This is a genomic window from Marinobacter litoralis (genome assembly GCF_016427555.1).
GTDB classification, from domain to species: domain Bacteria; phylum Pseudomonadota; class Gammaproteobacteria; order Pseudomonadales; family Oleiphilaceae; genus Marinobacter; species Marinobacter litoralis_A.
On sequence record NZ_JAELVS010000003.1, the window covers coordinates 233,139 to 248,571 of the forward strand.

The 15,433-nt window shown below is 53.6% G+C and carries 15 protein-coding genes; 4 read left to right on the forward strand and 11 right to left on the reverse strand.

Annotated features, from left to right (window positions below; all coding sequences use genetic code 11):
• Positions 1 to 47: 47 nt before the first annotated feature.
• From JAO79_RS11130 to JAO79_RS11150, 5 genes are all read right to left on the reverse strand, one after another.
• Entirely contained in the window at positions 48 to 1,919 is a 1,872-nt protein-coding gene (locus tag JAO79_RS11130) for a flagellar hook protein FlgE (RefSeq protein ID WP_199007330.1), read from the reverse strand.
• Positions 1,920 to 1,947: 28 nt separating this feature from the next.
• Complete coding sequence (locus JAO79_RS11135) at positions 1,948 to 2,625, reverse strand: flagellar hook assembly protein FlgD (protein WP_199007331.1); 678 nt, start codon at positions 2,623 to 2,625, stop codon at positions 1,948 to 1,950.
• An 18-nt stretch (positions 2,626 to 2,643) separates the two neighbouring features.
• Complete coding sequence (gene flgC, locus JAO79_RS11140; protein WP_199007332.1) at positions 2,644 to 3,093, reverse strand: flagellar basal body rod protein FlgC; 450 nt, start codon at positions 3,091 to 3,093, stop codon at positions 2,644 to 2,646.
• Between the two features lie 32 nt (positions 3,094 to 3,125).
• On the reverse strand, positions 3,126 to 3,524 hold the full coding sequence (gene flgB, locus JAO79_RS11145) for a flagellar basal body rod protein FlgB (RefSeq protein ID WP_199007333.1): 399 nt from the start codon (positions 3,522 to 3,524) through the stop codon (positions 3,126 to 3,128).
• A 221-nt stretch (positions 3,525 to 3,745) separates the two neighbouring features.
• The gene (locus tag JAO79_RS11150) at positions 3,746 to 4,327 is read right to left on the reverse strand and encodes a nitroreductase (protein WP_199007334.1); all 582 of its coding nucleotides are present in this window, start codon (positions 4,325 to 4,327) and stop codon (positions 3,746 to 3,748) included.
• A gap of 211 nt (positions 4,328 to 4,538) precedes the next feature.
• Between JAO79_RS11150 and JAO79_RS11155 the strand changes: the two genes are divergently transcribed.
• Complete coding sequence (locus JAO79_RS11155) at positions 4,539 to 5,978, forward strand: adenylate/guanylate cyclase domain-containing protein (protein ID WP_199007335.1); 1,440 nt, start codon at positions 4,539 to 4,541, stop codon at positions 5,976 to 5,978.
• A gap of 5 nt (positions 5,979 to 5,983) precedes the next feature.
• Here the strand turns inward: JAO79_RS11155 and queF are convergent, their stop codons facing one another.
• From queF to JAO79_RS11170, 3 genes are read right to left on the reverse strand one after another with little or no spacing between them, the layout of a single operon-like run.
• Complete coding sequence (gene queF / locus JAO79_RS11160; RefSeq protein WP_199007336.1) at positions 5,984 to 6,802, reverse strand: NADPH-dependent 7-cyano-7-deazaguanine reductase QueF; 819 nt, start codon at positions 6,800 to 6,802, stop codon at positions 5,984 to 5,986.
• Positions 6,803 to 6,822: 20 nt separating this feature from the next.
• On the reverse strand, positions 6,823 to 7,596 hold the full coding sequence (locus JAO79_RS11165) for an ABC transporter permease (protein ID WP_199007337.1): 774 nt from the start codon (positions 7,594 to 7,596) through the stop codon (positions 6,823 to 6,825).
• Positions 7,593 to 8,543, reverse strand: a complete 951-nt coding sequence (locus tag JAO79_RS11170; protein ID WP_199007338.1) for an ABC transporter ATP-binding protein — start codon at positions 8,541 to 8,543, stop codon at positions 7,593 to 7,595. Before JAO79_RS11170 ends, JAO79_RS11165 begins: the two co-directional genes overlap by 4 nt.
• Positions 8,544 to 8,790: 247 nt before the next feature.
• On the opposite strand from JAO79_RS11170, the gene JAO79_RS11175 reads away from it, so the two are divergent.
• A complete protein-coding gene (locus tag JAO79_RS11175) occupies positions 8,791 to 9,915 on the forward strand; it encodes an organic solvent ABC transporter permease (RefSeq protein ID WP_199007339.1) in 1,125 nt (374 codons plus the stop codon).
• Here JAO79_RS11175 and JAO79_RS11180 read toward each other — a convergent pair.
• From JAO79_RS11180 to JAO79_RS11190, 3 genes are all read right to left on the reverse strand, one after another.
• Positions 9,905 to 11,209, reverse strand: a complete 1,305-nt coding sequence (locus JAO79_RS11180) for an HD-GYP domain-containing protein (protein WP_199007340.1) — start codon at positions 11,207 to 11,209, stop codon at positions 9,905 to 9,907. The two genes, JAO79_RS11175 and JAO79_RS11180, sit on opposite strands and share 11 nt — an antisense overlap.
• A gap of 176 nt (positions 11,210 to 11,385) precedes the next feature.
• Positions 11,386 to 11,979, reverse strand: a complete 594-nt coding sequence (locus JAO79_RS11185) for a hypothetical protein (RefSeq protein WP_227664557.1) — start codon at positions 11,977 to 11,979, stop codon at positions 11,386 to 11,388.
• A 53-nt stretch (positions 11,980 to 12,032) separates the two neighbouring features.
• The gene (locus JAO79_RS11190; RefSeq protein ID WP_199007341.1) at positions 12,033 to 12,311 is read right to left on the reverse strand and encodes a PilZ domain-containing protein; all 279 of its coding nucleotides are present in this window, start codon (positions 12,309 to 12,311) and stop codon (positions 12,033 to 12,035) included.
• 187 nt (positions 12,312 to 12,498) lie between these two features.
• Here JAO79_RS11190 and JAO79_RS11195 point away from each other — a divergent pair, with 187 nt between their 5' ends.
• Together JAO79_RS11195 and JAO79_RS11200 are read left to right on the forward strand one after the other, a co-directional pair.
• A complete protein-coding gene (locus JAO79_RS11195) occupies positions 12,499 to 13,512 on the forward strand; it encodes a Fe(3+) ABC transporter substrate-binding protein (RefSeq protein ID WP_199007342.1) in 1,014 nt (337 codons plus the stop codon).
• Between the two features lie 158 nt (positions 13,513 to 13,670).
• Positions 13,671 to 15,359 carry an ABC transporter permease gene (locus JAO79_RS11200; protein WP_199007343.1) on the forward strand — a complete coding sequence of 563 codons (1,689 nt, stop codon included), beginning with the start codon at positions 13,671 to 13,673 and terminating at the stop codon, positions 15,357 to 15,359.
• Positions 15,360 to 15,433: the final 74 nt, after the last annotated feature.

The following is a 15,433-nucleotide window of genomic DNA, read 5'->3' on the forward strand; positions in this document are numbered from 1 at the left end:
TGTTTCCAGTCTTCCTGCAGGAGTCATGCCATGTTTACACGGAAGGGTTAGCGGAGGTTGATGATGGTCTGGGTGACCGCATCCGAGGTTTCAATGGTCTTGGCGTTCGCCTGATAGTTGCGCTGGGCAATGATCAAATTGACGAGTTCTGCCGAAAGATCAACGTTGGATTCTTCAACCGAACTTGCCTTGATTGAACCCAGGGTTCCGGTATCCGGAGCGCCGATGACGGGCTGGCCAGATTCGAACGATTCAACCCAGGTGGTATCGCCTACGGGCGACAGACCATTGGTATTATTAAAGGCTGCCAGCGCAACCTGCCCCAACGACTTGGACTGGCCATTAGTGTAACGGGCAAAAATTACCCCTTCACCCGACACATCCAGCCCCGACAAGCGTCCAGTTGTGTAGCCGTTTTGCCGCTGGTCATTCACACCAAAAGATGCACCGTACTGAGTAGCTGAACTCAAATCGATGACGAACGCCGAGCTTTGCAAGGGTTCAGGTATCGGACTCACGACATCGTCCGGATTAAGCGGCACTCCCGCCGCCCCATTTGGCTCACCGTTAGGGTCTTTCGGCACCCAGTCCGTGACAATAATTTCGCCAGTATTCCCGACTCGTCCGGCACCATTGCCTGCACTGATAGACTCCAGCTGGCCATCTTGGTTAAACGTTGCGGTATACGGACTGTTTCCGGTTCCACCGACAAACTCTCCATCCACCTGCAGATATATCGACCACTGGCTTTCCCCCACGCCGGTGCGGGACGATGGCTCTTTTACAAAAAATTGGGTCATCTCGTGAGTGTTGCCCAAGCTGTCATAGATCTTTGTCGAAGTGGCGTGGTTGTATGTGCGCTGGTCTATGGGGTTGAAGGCATTGATTTTATCAACGGGAACGTTAAACGCATTATTGATATCGGCCGAAGCATTATCCAATCCGGCGACATCGCCATCAGTAATCACAAACACTGTCCCGGGGTAATCGACAGGTGCGCCGTTATCGTAAGACACCCTAAGCGTTTCGCCACCGCTATGCTGAATCCGAAGCTCCCCACCCGTGTACGACGCTGATATCGAAGTATCATCTATACTGTCTATTCGGGCCGCCAATTCAGAAAGATCTGTAACCCCTGTCAAATCAATTGCCCGCTCTGGCGGAGTATCGCCAACCACTTCAAGCGTAAACGACTCGAAGTCAGTGATGACTGGACTGCCAAGATTCGCAGAAGTCGATGCAGAAGCCGACACACCCGGCGCTGCAGCCAATTCTTCTGCGACCGAGCGCGCAGAAACGCCAGACGCGAATGGGCCAACAGGATAGTCTGGCGAACCGTCTGAATATTGAAATGCAAAACTTTGGTTTTCGAAATCAGCAGGAGCCAAACCGTTCCAGTTTCGCACAGTACTTGCCAACACCGGCTGCCGCGAATCAAGGTTCAAATCCGTGACCAGATTCGTGGTTCTTCGCGGCGCAAGGTTTCCGGTCTCAATCGCCAGATCCCCACGTACACCAGACAGATTCCCGTCATCATCCGCCGTGTAACCCTGCACCTTCATGTTCTGGTTATTCACCACGAATCCATCTTTATCAATCCCGAACTGGCCAGCGCGGGAGTAACGGGTTTCGCCGTTATTGCTCAGAATGAAGAAACCGTCACCGCTGATGGCCATGTCCAGCCCACTATCGGTGAAGCTGATATTGCCTTGGCCAAACGATTGCTTTACGTCCTGCACCCGAACACCGTCGCCGATCGGGTTCGTTCCGCCACTCAAAAAGCCGTTCGCGTACAAGTCGCCGAACTGCACTTTACTGCCTTTGAAGCCGACGGTACTGGCGTTAGCAATGTTGTTGCCGGTTACATCCAGATCCACCGATGCGGCCCGCAGACCACTTAATCCTGTATTAAATGCCATGACTTATACCTCCTGGTCCGACACCGGTTCAGTTAATTTGTTTGACGTCAGACAGAGCAATCGAGCCCATGCCAGCAAGATTCAATGTGATAGAGCCGCCATTGTTCAGAGACACACTGTCTACGTTCGCACTGACCATGGTGCCTAACTGTTGCGGTCCGGACGGATAACTACCCTGTGCAACAATCTGGTACGGGCCGGGCGGCAAGGCATTGCCGTTGCCGTCTTGACCATCCCAACGGAAAGACACCACACCAGCCTGGCTGCTACCCATATCAATCTGCCGAACAAGCTCGCCTGACTGGTTCATAACCGACAACCGCAATCCACCTGTGGAAGCAGGAACTTCAATCGTGCCGGTCACTTCGCCCTCTGCGCCCAGAATGCCAACACTGGAGGGCACAAGAACGGTCTTACCCACCATGGCCGACGCCTGCAGCGCCTGACTAGAGCGGAACTGGCCGGCCACTTCGCCTACAGTGCCAGTCAGATTCTGCATTTCTTCCAAAGAACTGAACTGAGCCAGCTGAGAAATGAAATCACCGTTGTCCTGCGGCTCCAGCGGGTTCTGATTTTTCATCTGCGCCAGCATCAACTCCATGAAGGCATCCTTACCTAGCTCGCTGCCTCCCTGAGCCTTACTGTCTTGCTGAACTCGATACTGGCTCAGCACATCGGCGGCAGACGCGGTATTTACTGCACTCATCACTTTCTCCTCGCCCTATTACTGCTGACCCAGCGTCAAGATACGCTGCATCATGGATTTCGCGGTGTTCATCACATCGACATTCATCTGAAAGCTACGCGATGACGACATCATGTCTGCCATTTCTTCAACCACGTTGACGTTCGGGTAAAACACGTAACCGTCTTCGTTTGCGGCCGGATGATTAGGCTCATACCGCATTTGCAGCTCGGCGTCGCTTTCTACGATGCCTTCAACCCGAACGCCAGCACCCGCGCCTTCTTGCGGGTTGGTACCGAAGGCTTGTTGCTCCGGGTTCAGCATGGACTGCTGAATTGCCGCAAACACCGGCTTACGCGCGCGGTAGGTGCCTTCGGTGCTGGAACTGGCGGTTTCGGCATTAGCGATGTTCGAGGCGGTCGTGTTCAGCCGCAGGGACTGCGCGGTCATGCCGGAACCCGCGATGTCGAATATGTTACCCAGTGACATGACTGTCTCCTTCAATCAAAAATGGCTGCGGCTTACTCGCCTTTCAGGGCTTTGGTCAGCCCTGAAAACTTGCTGCTGAGAAACTGAAAGCTGGCTTGGTAGTCCATGGCATTGCGCATAAAGCGAGTTTGTTCCTGCTGCGCATCCACGGTATTACCATCAACCGAGGGTTGGTGAGGCGTGCGGTACAACAATTCACCATCGGCCCCGGTACCTGAGGCATCCATGTGCGTACTGTGGGTGGTGGTCATCTGAACACCGCTCATTTCATTCTGCGCTTTCTGCATCATGGCTCGGAAGTCAATGTCCCGCGCTTTGTAGCCCGGGGTGTCCGCATTTGCCAGGTTATTTGCCAGCACTTCTGCACGCTTGACCCGGCCTTGGAGTGCCTGCTCATGAATACCCAATGCGCTATCGAATGAAATTGCCATCACTGCCTCCAGAAAATCTGCACCGGCTTAGTGATTACTCAGTGATTGCCGGTTTTGCGTTCTGATAGTGACAAAGCAAACGGAATGCCAAAAAAGAAAAAGCCTGCAGAAATGCAGGCTTCAAGGGGTATTAAACGGTAATCGGCTAACGATTGAACCGGCAATTCGGGTGGGAATGAGAAACAGGCGGCAAGCTGTTTCCTCACCTTGCCACCTTACGTTCACACACTCCAGGGCCGGAATGCTTCAGGCCCTGTCCACTCCTCAACAAATTCCCCGCTCGACGGCCGTGGAACGGGAGGCTTGCGGGAAGACACGGTGCCGGTATAAAGAAAACCTGTAATGATCTCATCCTCTGCCAAACCCAACCCTTCCCGTATTACGGGATCATACGCAAACGCACCCGAGCGCCACATGATGCCGTAACCGGCATCAGAGAGCGCCAGCGACAGGAACGACATTCCGGATGCCGCAGACATAATCTGTTCGACATCCGGTACTTTTTTATGCGGCTTTGGCGAGGCAATACCCACGATCACCATCGGCGCACGGAGCGGCGCTTTTCTGGCATTTTCGCGGGCCTTATCAGTGGCATCTACACAACCGGAGCGCGCGAACAGTTCTCCAAGCGCAGCCAATGCTTCGCCTTCGATAACGAGATACCGCCAAGGGCGCAGCAACGCATGGTCTGGCGCACGAGCCGCGCACTGTAGCGCCAGATCAACCACATCGCGGGGCGGAGCCGGAGCCTCTAGTCGAGGTTCCGACGAGCGCTCCATAAGAAACCGGGTAATAGAACTCATATACTCTCGCTATTCATACAAGTGTGTGCAAAATCGTCGTTTCTGTTGACCTGGGTTAATTGTGGGTAATACGTAATACTGTTAACCTTTAGTCGCAGATACTACCAATAAAAACTTTTGGCACTCATCATGAGCCACACTCAACTAAACCACAGCGCTGACAAACAGGACGTGATTACGTTCAGCGTGGCCGTATGGGTGCGCCGGTAAGATGATGAGTGCTCCGGCAGAGCTTCGCAACGTTTCCGCCAGCTCCGGAAAGGTTTTGTTAAACGATGCCTACGATAACACAGTCGTTATTCCTCCCATGCCGGACTACAGTGGGCGCATTCTGGCTTACGCGTCGTCCTCGGTCATCACGGTGACTGGCGTTATTCAGGGCATTTTTCCGCAATGGTTTTTATGGTTGGTGGCAATCGCCATGGTTTGGCCGCACCTGGCCCACGTAATCACCCGGCGTACCTTCCTGAGAAACTCACCCCGCATCCGCCAAAAAATGCTTTTGCTGGACTGTGTGTTTGGTGGCGCACTGATCGGCGCGATCGGATTGGTTGCCATTCCTTCCACCGCCATCGTTTTAATGATGATGTTCAGCTGCCTGATTGTCGGCGGTGTACGCCAATGGCTGTTTGGCACCGCATTAACCGGCGCCTCTCTTGCTGCGTCCATCGCCATTCACGGCACCGCGGACAACCTGCAAGCCCCGCTTATGACCAGTGTTGTAGCCGTGCTCGCAACCGGCATTTACATCTGCGTGACCGCGTATTACTCCCACGTTCAGGCTAGAGCTCTGCTCTATGCAAAAACCCAAATCCAGAATCAGCGAGAGCAATCCATTGCACTCTCTCATAAGCTGTCAAAATATCTCTCACCACAGGTGTGGCAATCCATCTTTACCGGCGAACGCGATGTTCGGTTGGAAACCCAGCGTAAAAAACTGGCGGTATTTTTCTCCGACATCAAAGGCTTTACCGAGCTGTCTGAAGAGATGGAGCCCGAAGCGCTTACCGAGCTACTGAATCACTACTTTAATGAAATGTCGCAAGTCGCGCTGCGCTATGGTGGCACCATCGACAAGTTTGTGGGCGACTCCATCATGGTATTTTTCGGCGACCCGACCAGTCGCGGCCAGCGCGAAGACGCGTTTGCCTGCGTATCGATGGCCATCGACATGCGCAAACACATGAAGATCATGCGGCAGAAATGGCGCAGCCAGGGTATTAAAACCCCACTGGAAATACGCATGGGCATCAGCACCGGCTACACCACCGTCGGTAACTTCGGCGCCGAAAACCGTATGGATTACACCATTATTGGCAAGGAAGTGAATCTGGCCAGCCGGCTTGAGTCACTGGCCGAGGCTGGCGAGATTCTGATTTCCTACGAGACTTTTTCGCTGATCAAAGACCGCATCATGTGCCGGGACAAAGGCGAAATTACCGTAAAAGGCTTTGGTAAACCGGTGCCGATTTACGAGGTGGTCGATTTCCGCCGCGACATGGGGCCAAACCGAAGCTTCCTCGAGCACGAACACAGTGGCTTTGCCATGTATCTGGATTCGGACAAGATTACCGAACGTGAGCGCAGAGCGATTCTGACCGCGCTCGAAGATGCTGCCGATCGCCTTCGCCAGGAAGACGACGCGGACTGACCTACCTATTGGCGCACCAACCTCGGGCCCAGGCCATCCTCGGGACGGGTACTCCGCCAAGGATTGATATCCAACCCACCTCTGCGGGTATACCGGGCACACACCATTAAATCTGTTGGCTTACAGCGCGCCATCAGATCTATAAACACGGTTTCTACACAGTGCTCGTGGAAGTCCTGCTTCTGGCGGAAGCTCACGATGTACCGTAACAGCCCTGCCCAGTCGATAGCCGGGCCGGTATAACGGATGAAAATTGTCGCCCAATCTGGCTGGCCCGTCACCGGGCAATTGCTCTTCAGCAAATGGGAGCACAGCCCCTCAGACACTTCTGAACCACTCGCTATCAGGGAATCCGGCGCGTATTCATACACAACGTCTTCCACGACCTCGTCGTCTATCAACTCATAGGCGTTTGGCCGACCCACCGCCTCGGCGGTTTCATCGACACTGCGCATCTGCACATGAACGGCACCGCCACATACTTTCGAGAGATCTTGCGTAATCGTCTCAGCCACCTGAGATTCAGATGAAAATACATGCTGATTCAGGGAGTTGAGATACAGTTTTAAGGATTTACTCTCAACAATCGAGGGTGACGCAGCCGGGAAACGAATCTCCGCCCAGGCCACAGCCGGAATACCACCGGGGCGCAACCAGGACAGCTCCCATGCCTGCCACATGTCTTCACCAAACCAGGGCCAACGCCCATCCTCTAGGCCAATGCGTCTCCGATTCTCTTCCCGGGCCACTGGAAACAACAACGAGGGATCATACTGATCCGGGTAGTCGCTGGATTTGCCCAGCGGAGCATTATCAAGTGCCATGAGTATTACCGGAGCCCAAATTAGTGACGAATGCCTTTGCCACGCGCCAGCATGCGCAGCGCAATGGCCGAGAGCAGAACAATAAAGACCACAATCATACCAAGCGAAGCGAATGGATTGACATCCGAAACACCCAGTATGCCGTAGCGAAAACCGTTCACCATGTACAGAATCGGGTTAGCCAACGACACGTTCTGCCAAAAGGTAGGCAACAAATCGATGCTGTAAAACACCCCGCCAAGGTAGGTTAAAGGTGTAAGCACAAACGTTGGCACAATCGAGATGTCATCAAACTTGGTGGCCAGCATGGCATTGATAAAGCCACCAAGGGAGAACAGCGCCGAGGTCAGGAACACGGTAATGATCACCATCGGCAGGTTATGAATTGCAAGCTGGGTGAAGGCCAGCGACAACAGGGTTACGATCAGCCCGATAATCAGGCCTCGTGACATACCGCCAACAACATAGCCGGCCAGAATCGTCCAGTTTGGCACCGGCGACACCAACAGCTCCTCAATGCTGCGCTGGAACTTCATCGAGAAAAATGACGACACCACGTTGGCATATGAGTTGGTAATGACTGCCATCATGATCAACCCGGGGACAATAAACTGCATATAGTCAAAGCCGCCCATATCGCCAATGCGAGAGCCGATCAAACTGCCGAAAATGATGAAATACAGCGTCATGGTGACAGCAGGTGGCAGCAGGGTCTGCGGCCAGATCCGGGTAAACCGTCGAATTTCTCGCAGAACGATGGTCTGAAACGCGGTCCACAATGCCAGAGGTGTCATTTCGCACCCTCCTTCGCCTTTTTTGCGTCCGCGGCATTCTCTTCCACCATCCGCACAAACAACTCTTCCAGGCGATTGGCCTTGGTTCGCATGCTGCTTACCTTAATATCGTGTTTTTCCAGCTCTTTGAACAGTGCGTTCAGCCCCTGCCCTTTTGCCACCTCAACTTCCAGCGCACCGTCACCGTTAATCACGCAATTGAAGCCGTCCAGCTCCGGTGCGGTATCCAGCGCTTGTTCGGTATCCAGAACAAAAGCCTCAACACTCAGCTGCTGAAGCAACTCACGCTTGCTTGTGTGGCGGATGATCTCGCCATGATCAATGATGGCGATATTCCGGCACAAAGCTTCCGCTTCTTCCAAGTAGTGGGTGGTCAGGATAATGGTGGTGCCCAGCCGGTTGATCTCTTCGAGGAACTGCCACATGGAGCGGCGGAGCTCGATATCGACGCCAGCCGTAGGCTCATCCAGAATCAACAACCGGGGCTCATGCACCAGTGCCCGTGCGATCATAAGGCGCCGCTTCATGCCACCAGACAACATTCGGGCGGGCGTCTCTCGCTTGTCCCACAGCCCCAGTTTTTTCAGATACTTCTCTGCAGACGCGCGTGCCTTCTTCAGGGGAATCCCGTAGTAACCCGCCTGAGTGGTAACAATATCAAACACCTTTTCGAACTGATTGAAATTGAATTCCTGAGGCACCACACCGAGATTAAGCTTTGCATCTGACAACTCGGTATCAATATCCTTCCCGAATACACGCACCTTGCCCGCAGACTTGTTCACCAGCGAAGAGACAATCCCCAGAGTGGTCGATTTGCCTGCGCCATTGGGCCCCAGCAATGCAAAAAAATCCCCCTCAGCGACCTGAAGATCGATTCCTTTAAGGGCATAAAAGCCATCGCCATACCGTTTCTCAAGTTCTTCAATTTCCAATGCATAGGTCATAAATGGAACCGTTGTTAATGAATGCACCGCACAAACGGAAAATATGTAGTGCGCTATGTGATTGAGGCATTCCGCCAAATTTCAAGCCGGTGCGCGACATTCATCCGCCGCGCAGGAAACATCCAAACTGCGACAGGTTTCCCGATATAGACGAACGGCCCTCCTTATAATGCCGTTACAACAACTTACAAAGCCTGTCACTACCTCTGGTTAATCAGGTGACCGCGAAGGGATTGTACGACATACCATGGAACTCGTTCATCTGCGCCATCTACTACTGACACTCTCCACGGCCGTTCTGCTGTCCGCATGCTCTGACGGAGGCGGCTCCGGTTCTGACGACACCCTCACCGGTCAAATCCAAAGCCACGGCATAGGCGGCCTGACGTACACCACCAACTCCCGCCAAAACACCACCGATGCCCAAGGCAGGTTTGAGTACTACCCCGGTGAAACCCTGTCACTGAAAGTCGGTGAGCTCCCTATCGCGCAAAATGTGCCAGCAAAAGCATTTGTCAGTTTTCTGGACTTTCAACCCGAGCTTCGTGACGCGCTGAAAACGGCCAAGGTAGACAGCCAAAATCTCAGCAATCACGCGATCACCGAGTCTTCGCTGCTCACCAACCAGGAACTGCTCAACCGCACTCGCTTTTTAATGGCACTGAACTGGACCGAGGTCATTCAAGACGGCAAAGGTATCGACATCCGCCCCCGGGTGATCAATCAGCTTAACGCCGCTATCAACAATCCGGACCTCCCCTCGGAAGTAGATTTTTCTATACCCGGCACCGAGTTTGAAGCACCAGAATCTGCCGCAAACCAGTTGTTGGCCAGCATCTGTTTTTATGAAGAAGGCGACCGGTTGTGCGAACAACCACCGACGCTAGCAGACATTGAAAATGCGCCAGAAAGGCCCGAGAACGACGAGGCGATAAACCCTGATACAACCTACAAGCAGGACCTCAAATCATTGCGAGAGCGTATATTACAATCCGTTCGAAGCATCGAAGACATCGATACCCAGGGTGCCAAGGAATATCTAACTAAAGAGTTAGCAGGCATTACCAATGCAATCGGCAGACAATACTATCTTTCTGGCCATGTGGCCTCACACCCGGCAAGCGACACCGCTTTAAAAAACATCTCGATTCGAAAAGTAGGCGGTGATATTGCCCTTGCAAAGAACGGCGTTGAAGCAATAAGTACGCGCCCTCAAAACGTTGCCGTTCATACCTGGAGCTGGCAAGAAGCGAACGCTGAATATTTCGTAGACGGTGCCGCTGGTGGGGAGTCGGAAATCCTGATCAACTTCAAACCGGAAAAAGACTATCGCTGGATTCGAAAGTCGCTGCGGGTTCTTGTTACCGAGTAAAAATCTTGCCGAGCGACCAGCGGGGCTCGTTGGTCGCATCCAGAGCCATTAGGTCCAGCCCCGCCGTACCGTGCGGCAGACACTCCCGGACCGCCAGAACTTCACCTTGCGTTTTCGCTTCGTTATGAACAGCAAGATCAACCACCTTGCCGCTTTTCAACGAGCTTTTCCCGCTCGGCTGCAACACCATAACGCTGGGCCAGAGCCGCCGCTCGGAACTGTGCGATACAACCGCTCCGCGGCTACCATCGCTCAGTTCAACCAAGGTCCCTGCGGGGTATACGCCGACAGCCTGGATAAACGCCTCGACCAAATCTTTCTGGAATTCGATATTACGTAACTCGTAGAGCAATCCCACAGCCTTTGCCGGTGTCATGGGTTCTTGCTCCCCTCGGGGCGCGATTAATGACTCGAAGAACTCGGCAATGCCTGCCACCTTTGCCAGCAAGGGAATCTTTTCGCCACCCAACCCCAATGGGAATCCGGAGCCGTTATGGCGCTCTCGGTGTCCCTGGACGACGCTAAGCACAGCTTTGGATACGCCACACGGCTTCAAAACCTCAACGCCCCGCTGTACATACGTCTTGAATATTTCGAAATCGTCCGCAGACAAGTGCTGCTCGTGCTCGACAATCCCGGCTGGCAATGTGGTTTTACCAACCTGAGACAACAAACAGCCTGTGCCCAGGTGGTGTAAAAGCCCCTCGTTCAGTCCGAGTTGACGCCCCACGACCAAGGCCCATACCGATGTATTCAAGGCATGGCGATATACAAAGTCATCGTATTGACGGGTTCGGCTTAACCACAACAGCGCACTGGGCTGCCGACAGACGCTTTTCACCATTTTCTTGGTGACGTCCGCGACCAGCCGGGTATCTACACCCCCCTCCGAACGAACCGAGCCGAACATTCTATCAAGCGCAATCTCGGCATCACCCAACAGTTTTCTGGATGTCCTGATTTCTTTTTTCAGGGTGGTCGTGACTCTGTGGTGAACCGGTTCACGAATGCTCAGCGGCGGTAACTCGATCTCTTCTCGCCCCTTGGCCCTTTGCCTTGCGCGCGCTCGGAACCCCACCACATGCGGCACATCCACACCCGCCGAGTCTCGGGTTTCCGGCTCGTCAACCATCACCCATTTACAGTGGGAGACGAGCGCTCGCACGTCTTGTTGAGAGCGAATGTAAAAACCCTGAATCGGGAAAGGAGTTTCATGCCACGGTCGATCCAGATCTGACACGAACATGCCGATCTCCAGATCATGAACCGCTAGCTTTCGTTGCTGAACCCCCACCGCTTTCCCCTCAGATACAGATGTCTCAGAGTACTTAGTGTGGCATGTCGGTGCATAGCTACCATTACCATTTTGTAGAGAACGGTCACGAAAACCGGCTCAACGGTAACTCTGCACGACAATTTGCAACGGATTGTAGGGATGAGACTCAATGCTCAAACAGGAAACCCACTGGATCAATCTGCTTTACACACCGATTCATCAAACTCTGGCAAGCGGGCGCTGAGCGAGCCACGAGGGACTTTGCGTGCGTATACTGTATAGGCTACTGATGAAGCGCGAAGGTAATCCATATTCACCACCTCACCACCTTTTGACACTTCGGGGGCTATCGGCCGGCACGACACAGATAACCGGAACTTCGCGCCGATATCCGCGATGCGTTCCACGGAATCTGGCCCAACCACCTGCATACAGGCTGTTTCGCTGACTGGACCGTTCTTGACCACGTTCTTATCCTGGCTTTCGTCGCCGCACGCCCGAACACCCGCGCCACAACTGCCAGCCTGCTCATGACTGTCGTCAGCAAGCCGCCAGACCCGATCACTACACTGGGTTTCAATCTTCATGGTGGTCGATTGGTCGCGCATGAAGGACCACCCGGGGTAGTCTGCGGTCTGCCACGACACTCTTATCTGGCGTGACTCTCCCGACGAAGTCTCACCGGGGAACATAGCGTAATGGGTGTAATAACTGGCACATCCCTGGAGCCCAAGAAACAAAAAACCAATACCAAACAGCTTTGTACGAGCGCTATTCATAGACAACATGAAAACAAGCCTTCCCAAGCACATGAATTCTTCCTTTTCCGGCAAGCGTAGGGCTACTCACTGTCTAACGCGAATTGCAGCCCGTACCCGTCGTCGGTCTTTCGTACCACGACCATATTCAATATTGGCGCAGGTACCGGCAAACCCTGCACCTGCACAATCACTTTGTCCCCCAACTCGGGCGCAAAGGAAGCGTCTTCCAGTGCAATGAAAATTCCACCATCGGAAATATCACGGGTGGGGAAAACATGCTCACCCAACTCTTCGTGGATGACCTTTACTCTTGCACTCATCGCCGTGCGACAGTGTTCCCTGCGATCAGCTGTGGACATTCGGGGATCCCTAAGAAGTAACGTCTTTTTATAGTGTTAAGAAGCATACCATCATTTTTATAACAATATGCCAAGAGAGTTGTTGACTCAGAACGCACCATGAATGAGAATGCTTGTCGTTTTGATATGCCGTTGATACCCAATCACAGCACGCATTTACAAACAGCAAAATTAAAGGAAAGCACACATGCGAATGAAACTAGCCGCAACCGCCGCAATGGCACTCGCAGCCATGCCGCTCAGCGCTTCAGCCGATGGCGAAGTTAACATTTATTCTTATCGCCAAGCATACCTGCTCGAACCTTTGCTGAACGCGTTCACTGAAGAAACCGGTATTGAAGCCAACGTCGTTTTTGCCAAGCAAGGCCTGGCAGAACGCCTTGAGCGCGAAGGCCGCAACAGCCCAGCTGACGTTGTGATGACCGTAGACATCTCACGCATCAACGAGCTGGTTGAAAGAGACCTGGTCCAGGGTATCGAAACAGATACTTTGTCCGAAAACATTCCTGAAAACCTGCGTCACCCTGAAGGAAAATGGTACGCCCTGACTACCCGTGGCCGTCTGATCTTCGCCTCCAAAGACCGAGTTAAAGAAGGCGAGATCACCAGCTACGAAGAGCTGGCCGATCCTAAGTGGGAAGATCGCATCTGCACCCGCAGTGGTAAGCACCCTTACAACATTGCCCTGATTTCTTCCATGATCGCTCATCACGGCGAAGCAGAAACCGAAGCGTGGCTGAAAGGCGTTAAAAACAATCTCGCTCGCAAGCCACAGGGCGGCGACCGCGATCAGATCAAGGCGATTGCTGAGGGCGAGTGCGACCTGTCCATCGGCAACAGCTACTACTACGGCAACATGTTGAAAGATGAAAACCAGCGCCCAATTGCTGAACAGGTGAACCTGGTCTTCCCGAACGCTGAAGGTCGCGGCACACACGTAAACATCAGTGGAATCTCGCTGACCAAGAGCGCCCCGAACAAAGACAACGCCATTAAACTGATGGAGTTCTTGTCGTCGCCAGAAGCCCAGCGCATCTACGCTGAAGCCAACACCGAGTACCCGGCTAACCCAGAGGTGAAGCCAACCGGTATGGTTGCAGAGTGGGGCGAAATCAACCCGGACGACCTGTCGCTGCAGGAAATTGCTGAAAACCGCAATGCAGCTGTCAAACTGGTCGATCGAGTCGACTACGACAGCTAAGTATCGTCGTTCATTCAGATGATGCGGAAGGGTGCATGTTTAATGCACCCTTTTTTCGTTATTGACGCTCAACAAGATGACTGGAGTCATTGCAGGGAGCCTACTCAGTAACTAAAATCGCAACACTTCTCATCACCACTTTCAAAGACAGGAACGCCATGACTGAGGTTGTTAGCAGTGCCGACCCAGGGCTATCACAACCCCTATTGGCAAAACGCACCTCAAAACGCTGGCTTTTAAGCGCCATCATCACTACCGCGATTGTCGCGCTACCTGTTCTTGCCGTTATTTTTCTCGCCCTGTTTCCCGAAGAAAATATCTGGCCGCACTTGATCAGCACCACCCTGCCCCGCTACCTCACCACCACAATTCAGCTCATGATAGGCGTTGGCGCACTGACATTGATCATCGGCCTGTCAACCGCGTGGGCGGTTACCATGTGCGACTTTCCGGGCAGAAAGTTTTTCGAGTGGGCGTTACTGCTGCCCTTCGCCGTGCCGGCCTATGTAATCGCCTACGTGTACACCAGCTTGCTCGACTACGCAGGACCGGTCCAAAGAGCACTACGCGAGTGGTTTGGCTGGCAAAATGCCAGCGAATATTGGTTTCCTGAGATCCGCAGCCTGGAAGGCGCAACGCTGATGATCGGGCTAGTGCTTTACCCCTATGTGTACCTCTTGGGGCGTGCTGCGTTCCTGGAGCAATCACCGTCACTTTTTGCCGTCAGCCGCAGCCTTGGTCACTCCGCTTTGAGTACATTCTTTAAAGTGGTGCTGCCCATCGCGCGACCGGCCATCGCCGTTGGTCTTTCGCTGGTTTTGATGGAAACGCTGAATGATTTTGGCACGGTTGATTTCTTCGCAGTACAAACACTCACCCGCGGCCTGTTCGATACCTGGATGAACCTCGGCAACCTTGGCGGCGCGGCGCAAATTGCGACCACCATGCTCATCTTCGTCGTGATCCTTGTAACCTTGGAACGATACTCACGCCGCCGGCAGCAGCAGTTTGCCGCGCGGGATAACCGGGACCCGATCCGCCGCTTCAGCATGTCGTTTCCCCGCCAGATGATCTGTGTGGTGGTTTGCGCCATACCGTTGATCTTCGGCTTTCTGATTCCCGGCGCCACACTTGGTTACTACGCCTGGGAATACTTCGACGTCAGCTGGAACCCAAATTTCGTGCGCAACACTCTGAACAGCCTGTTCCTTTCAGGAACAGCCGCATTAACCACCCTGATCATCGGTGTCACGCTCGCATACAGTCGGCGCCTTCATAACACCAAAGGCATGAAAGTCTTAATGCGCTTGTCCAGTCTCGGGTACGCGATGCCAGGAGCGGTGCTTGCTGTTGGCGTGATCGTTCCACTTGCCGGTTTCGACAACTGGCTCGATTCGTTGATGCGGGATTACCTGGGCGTTAGTACCGGCCTGCTCCTGAGCGGCTCAGCGTTCGCCCTGGTGTTCGCTTACACGGTGCGATTCCTGGCGGTATCCGCCGGTAGTGTCGAAAGCGCCTTGCAAAAAATCACGCCCAGCATGGATATGGCGTCGCGTTCACTGGGCCACAGCCCCGGCAAAACACTGCTCAACGTTCACCTGCCTATGCTACGCGGGACCCTGTTGACCGCCGCACTCGTTGTTTTCGTAGACTGCATGAAGGAACTGCCAGCGACATTGATTCTAAGACCCTTCAACTACGAAACTCTGGCAACTTATGTATACCAGTTTGCCTCTGATGAGCAGCTTTACCACAGCGCCCTGCCCGCTTTGATTATTGTGCTGGCAGGCATTATCCCGATCATCCTGATGAGCCGGTCCATTTCAAACTCCCGCGCCATGAGCTGACCCCCAACCTCTCACCAGACACAAAAAAGGCCCGACATTGTCGGGCCTTCCTGATTAAGTGCTTGGCCGGGAAC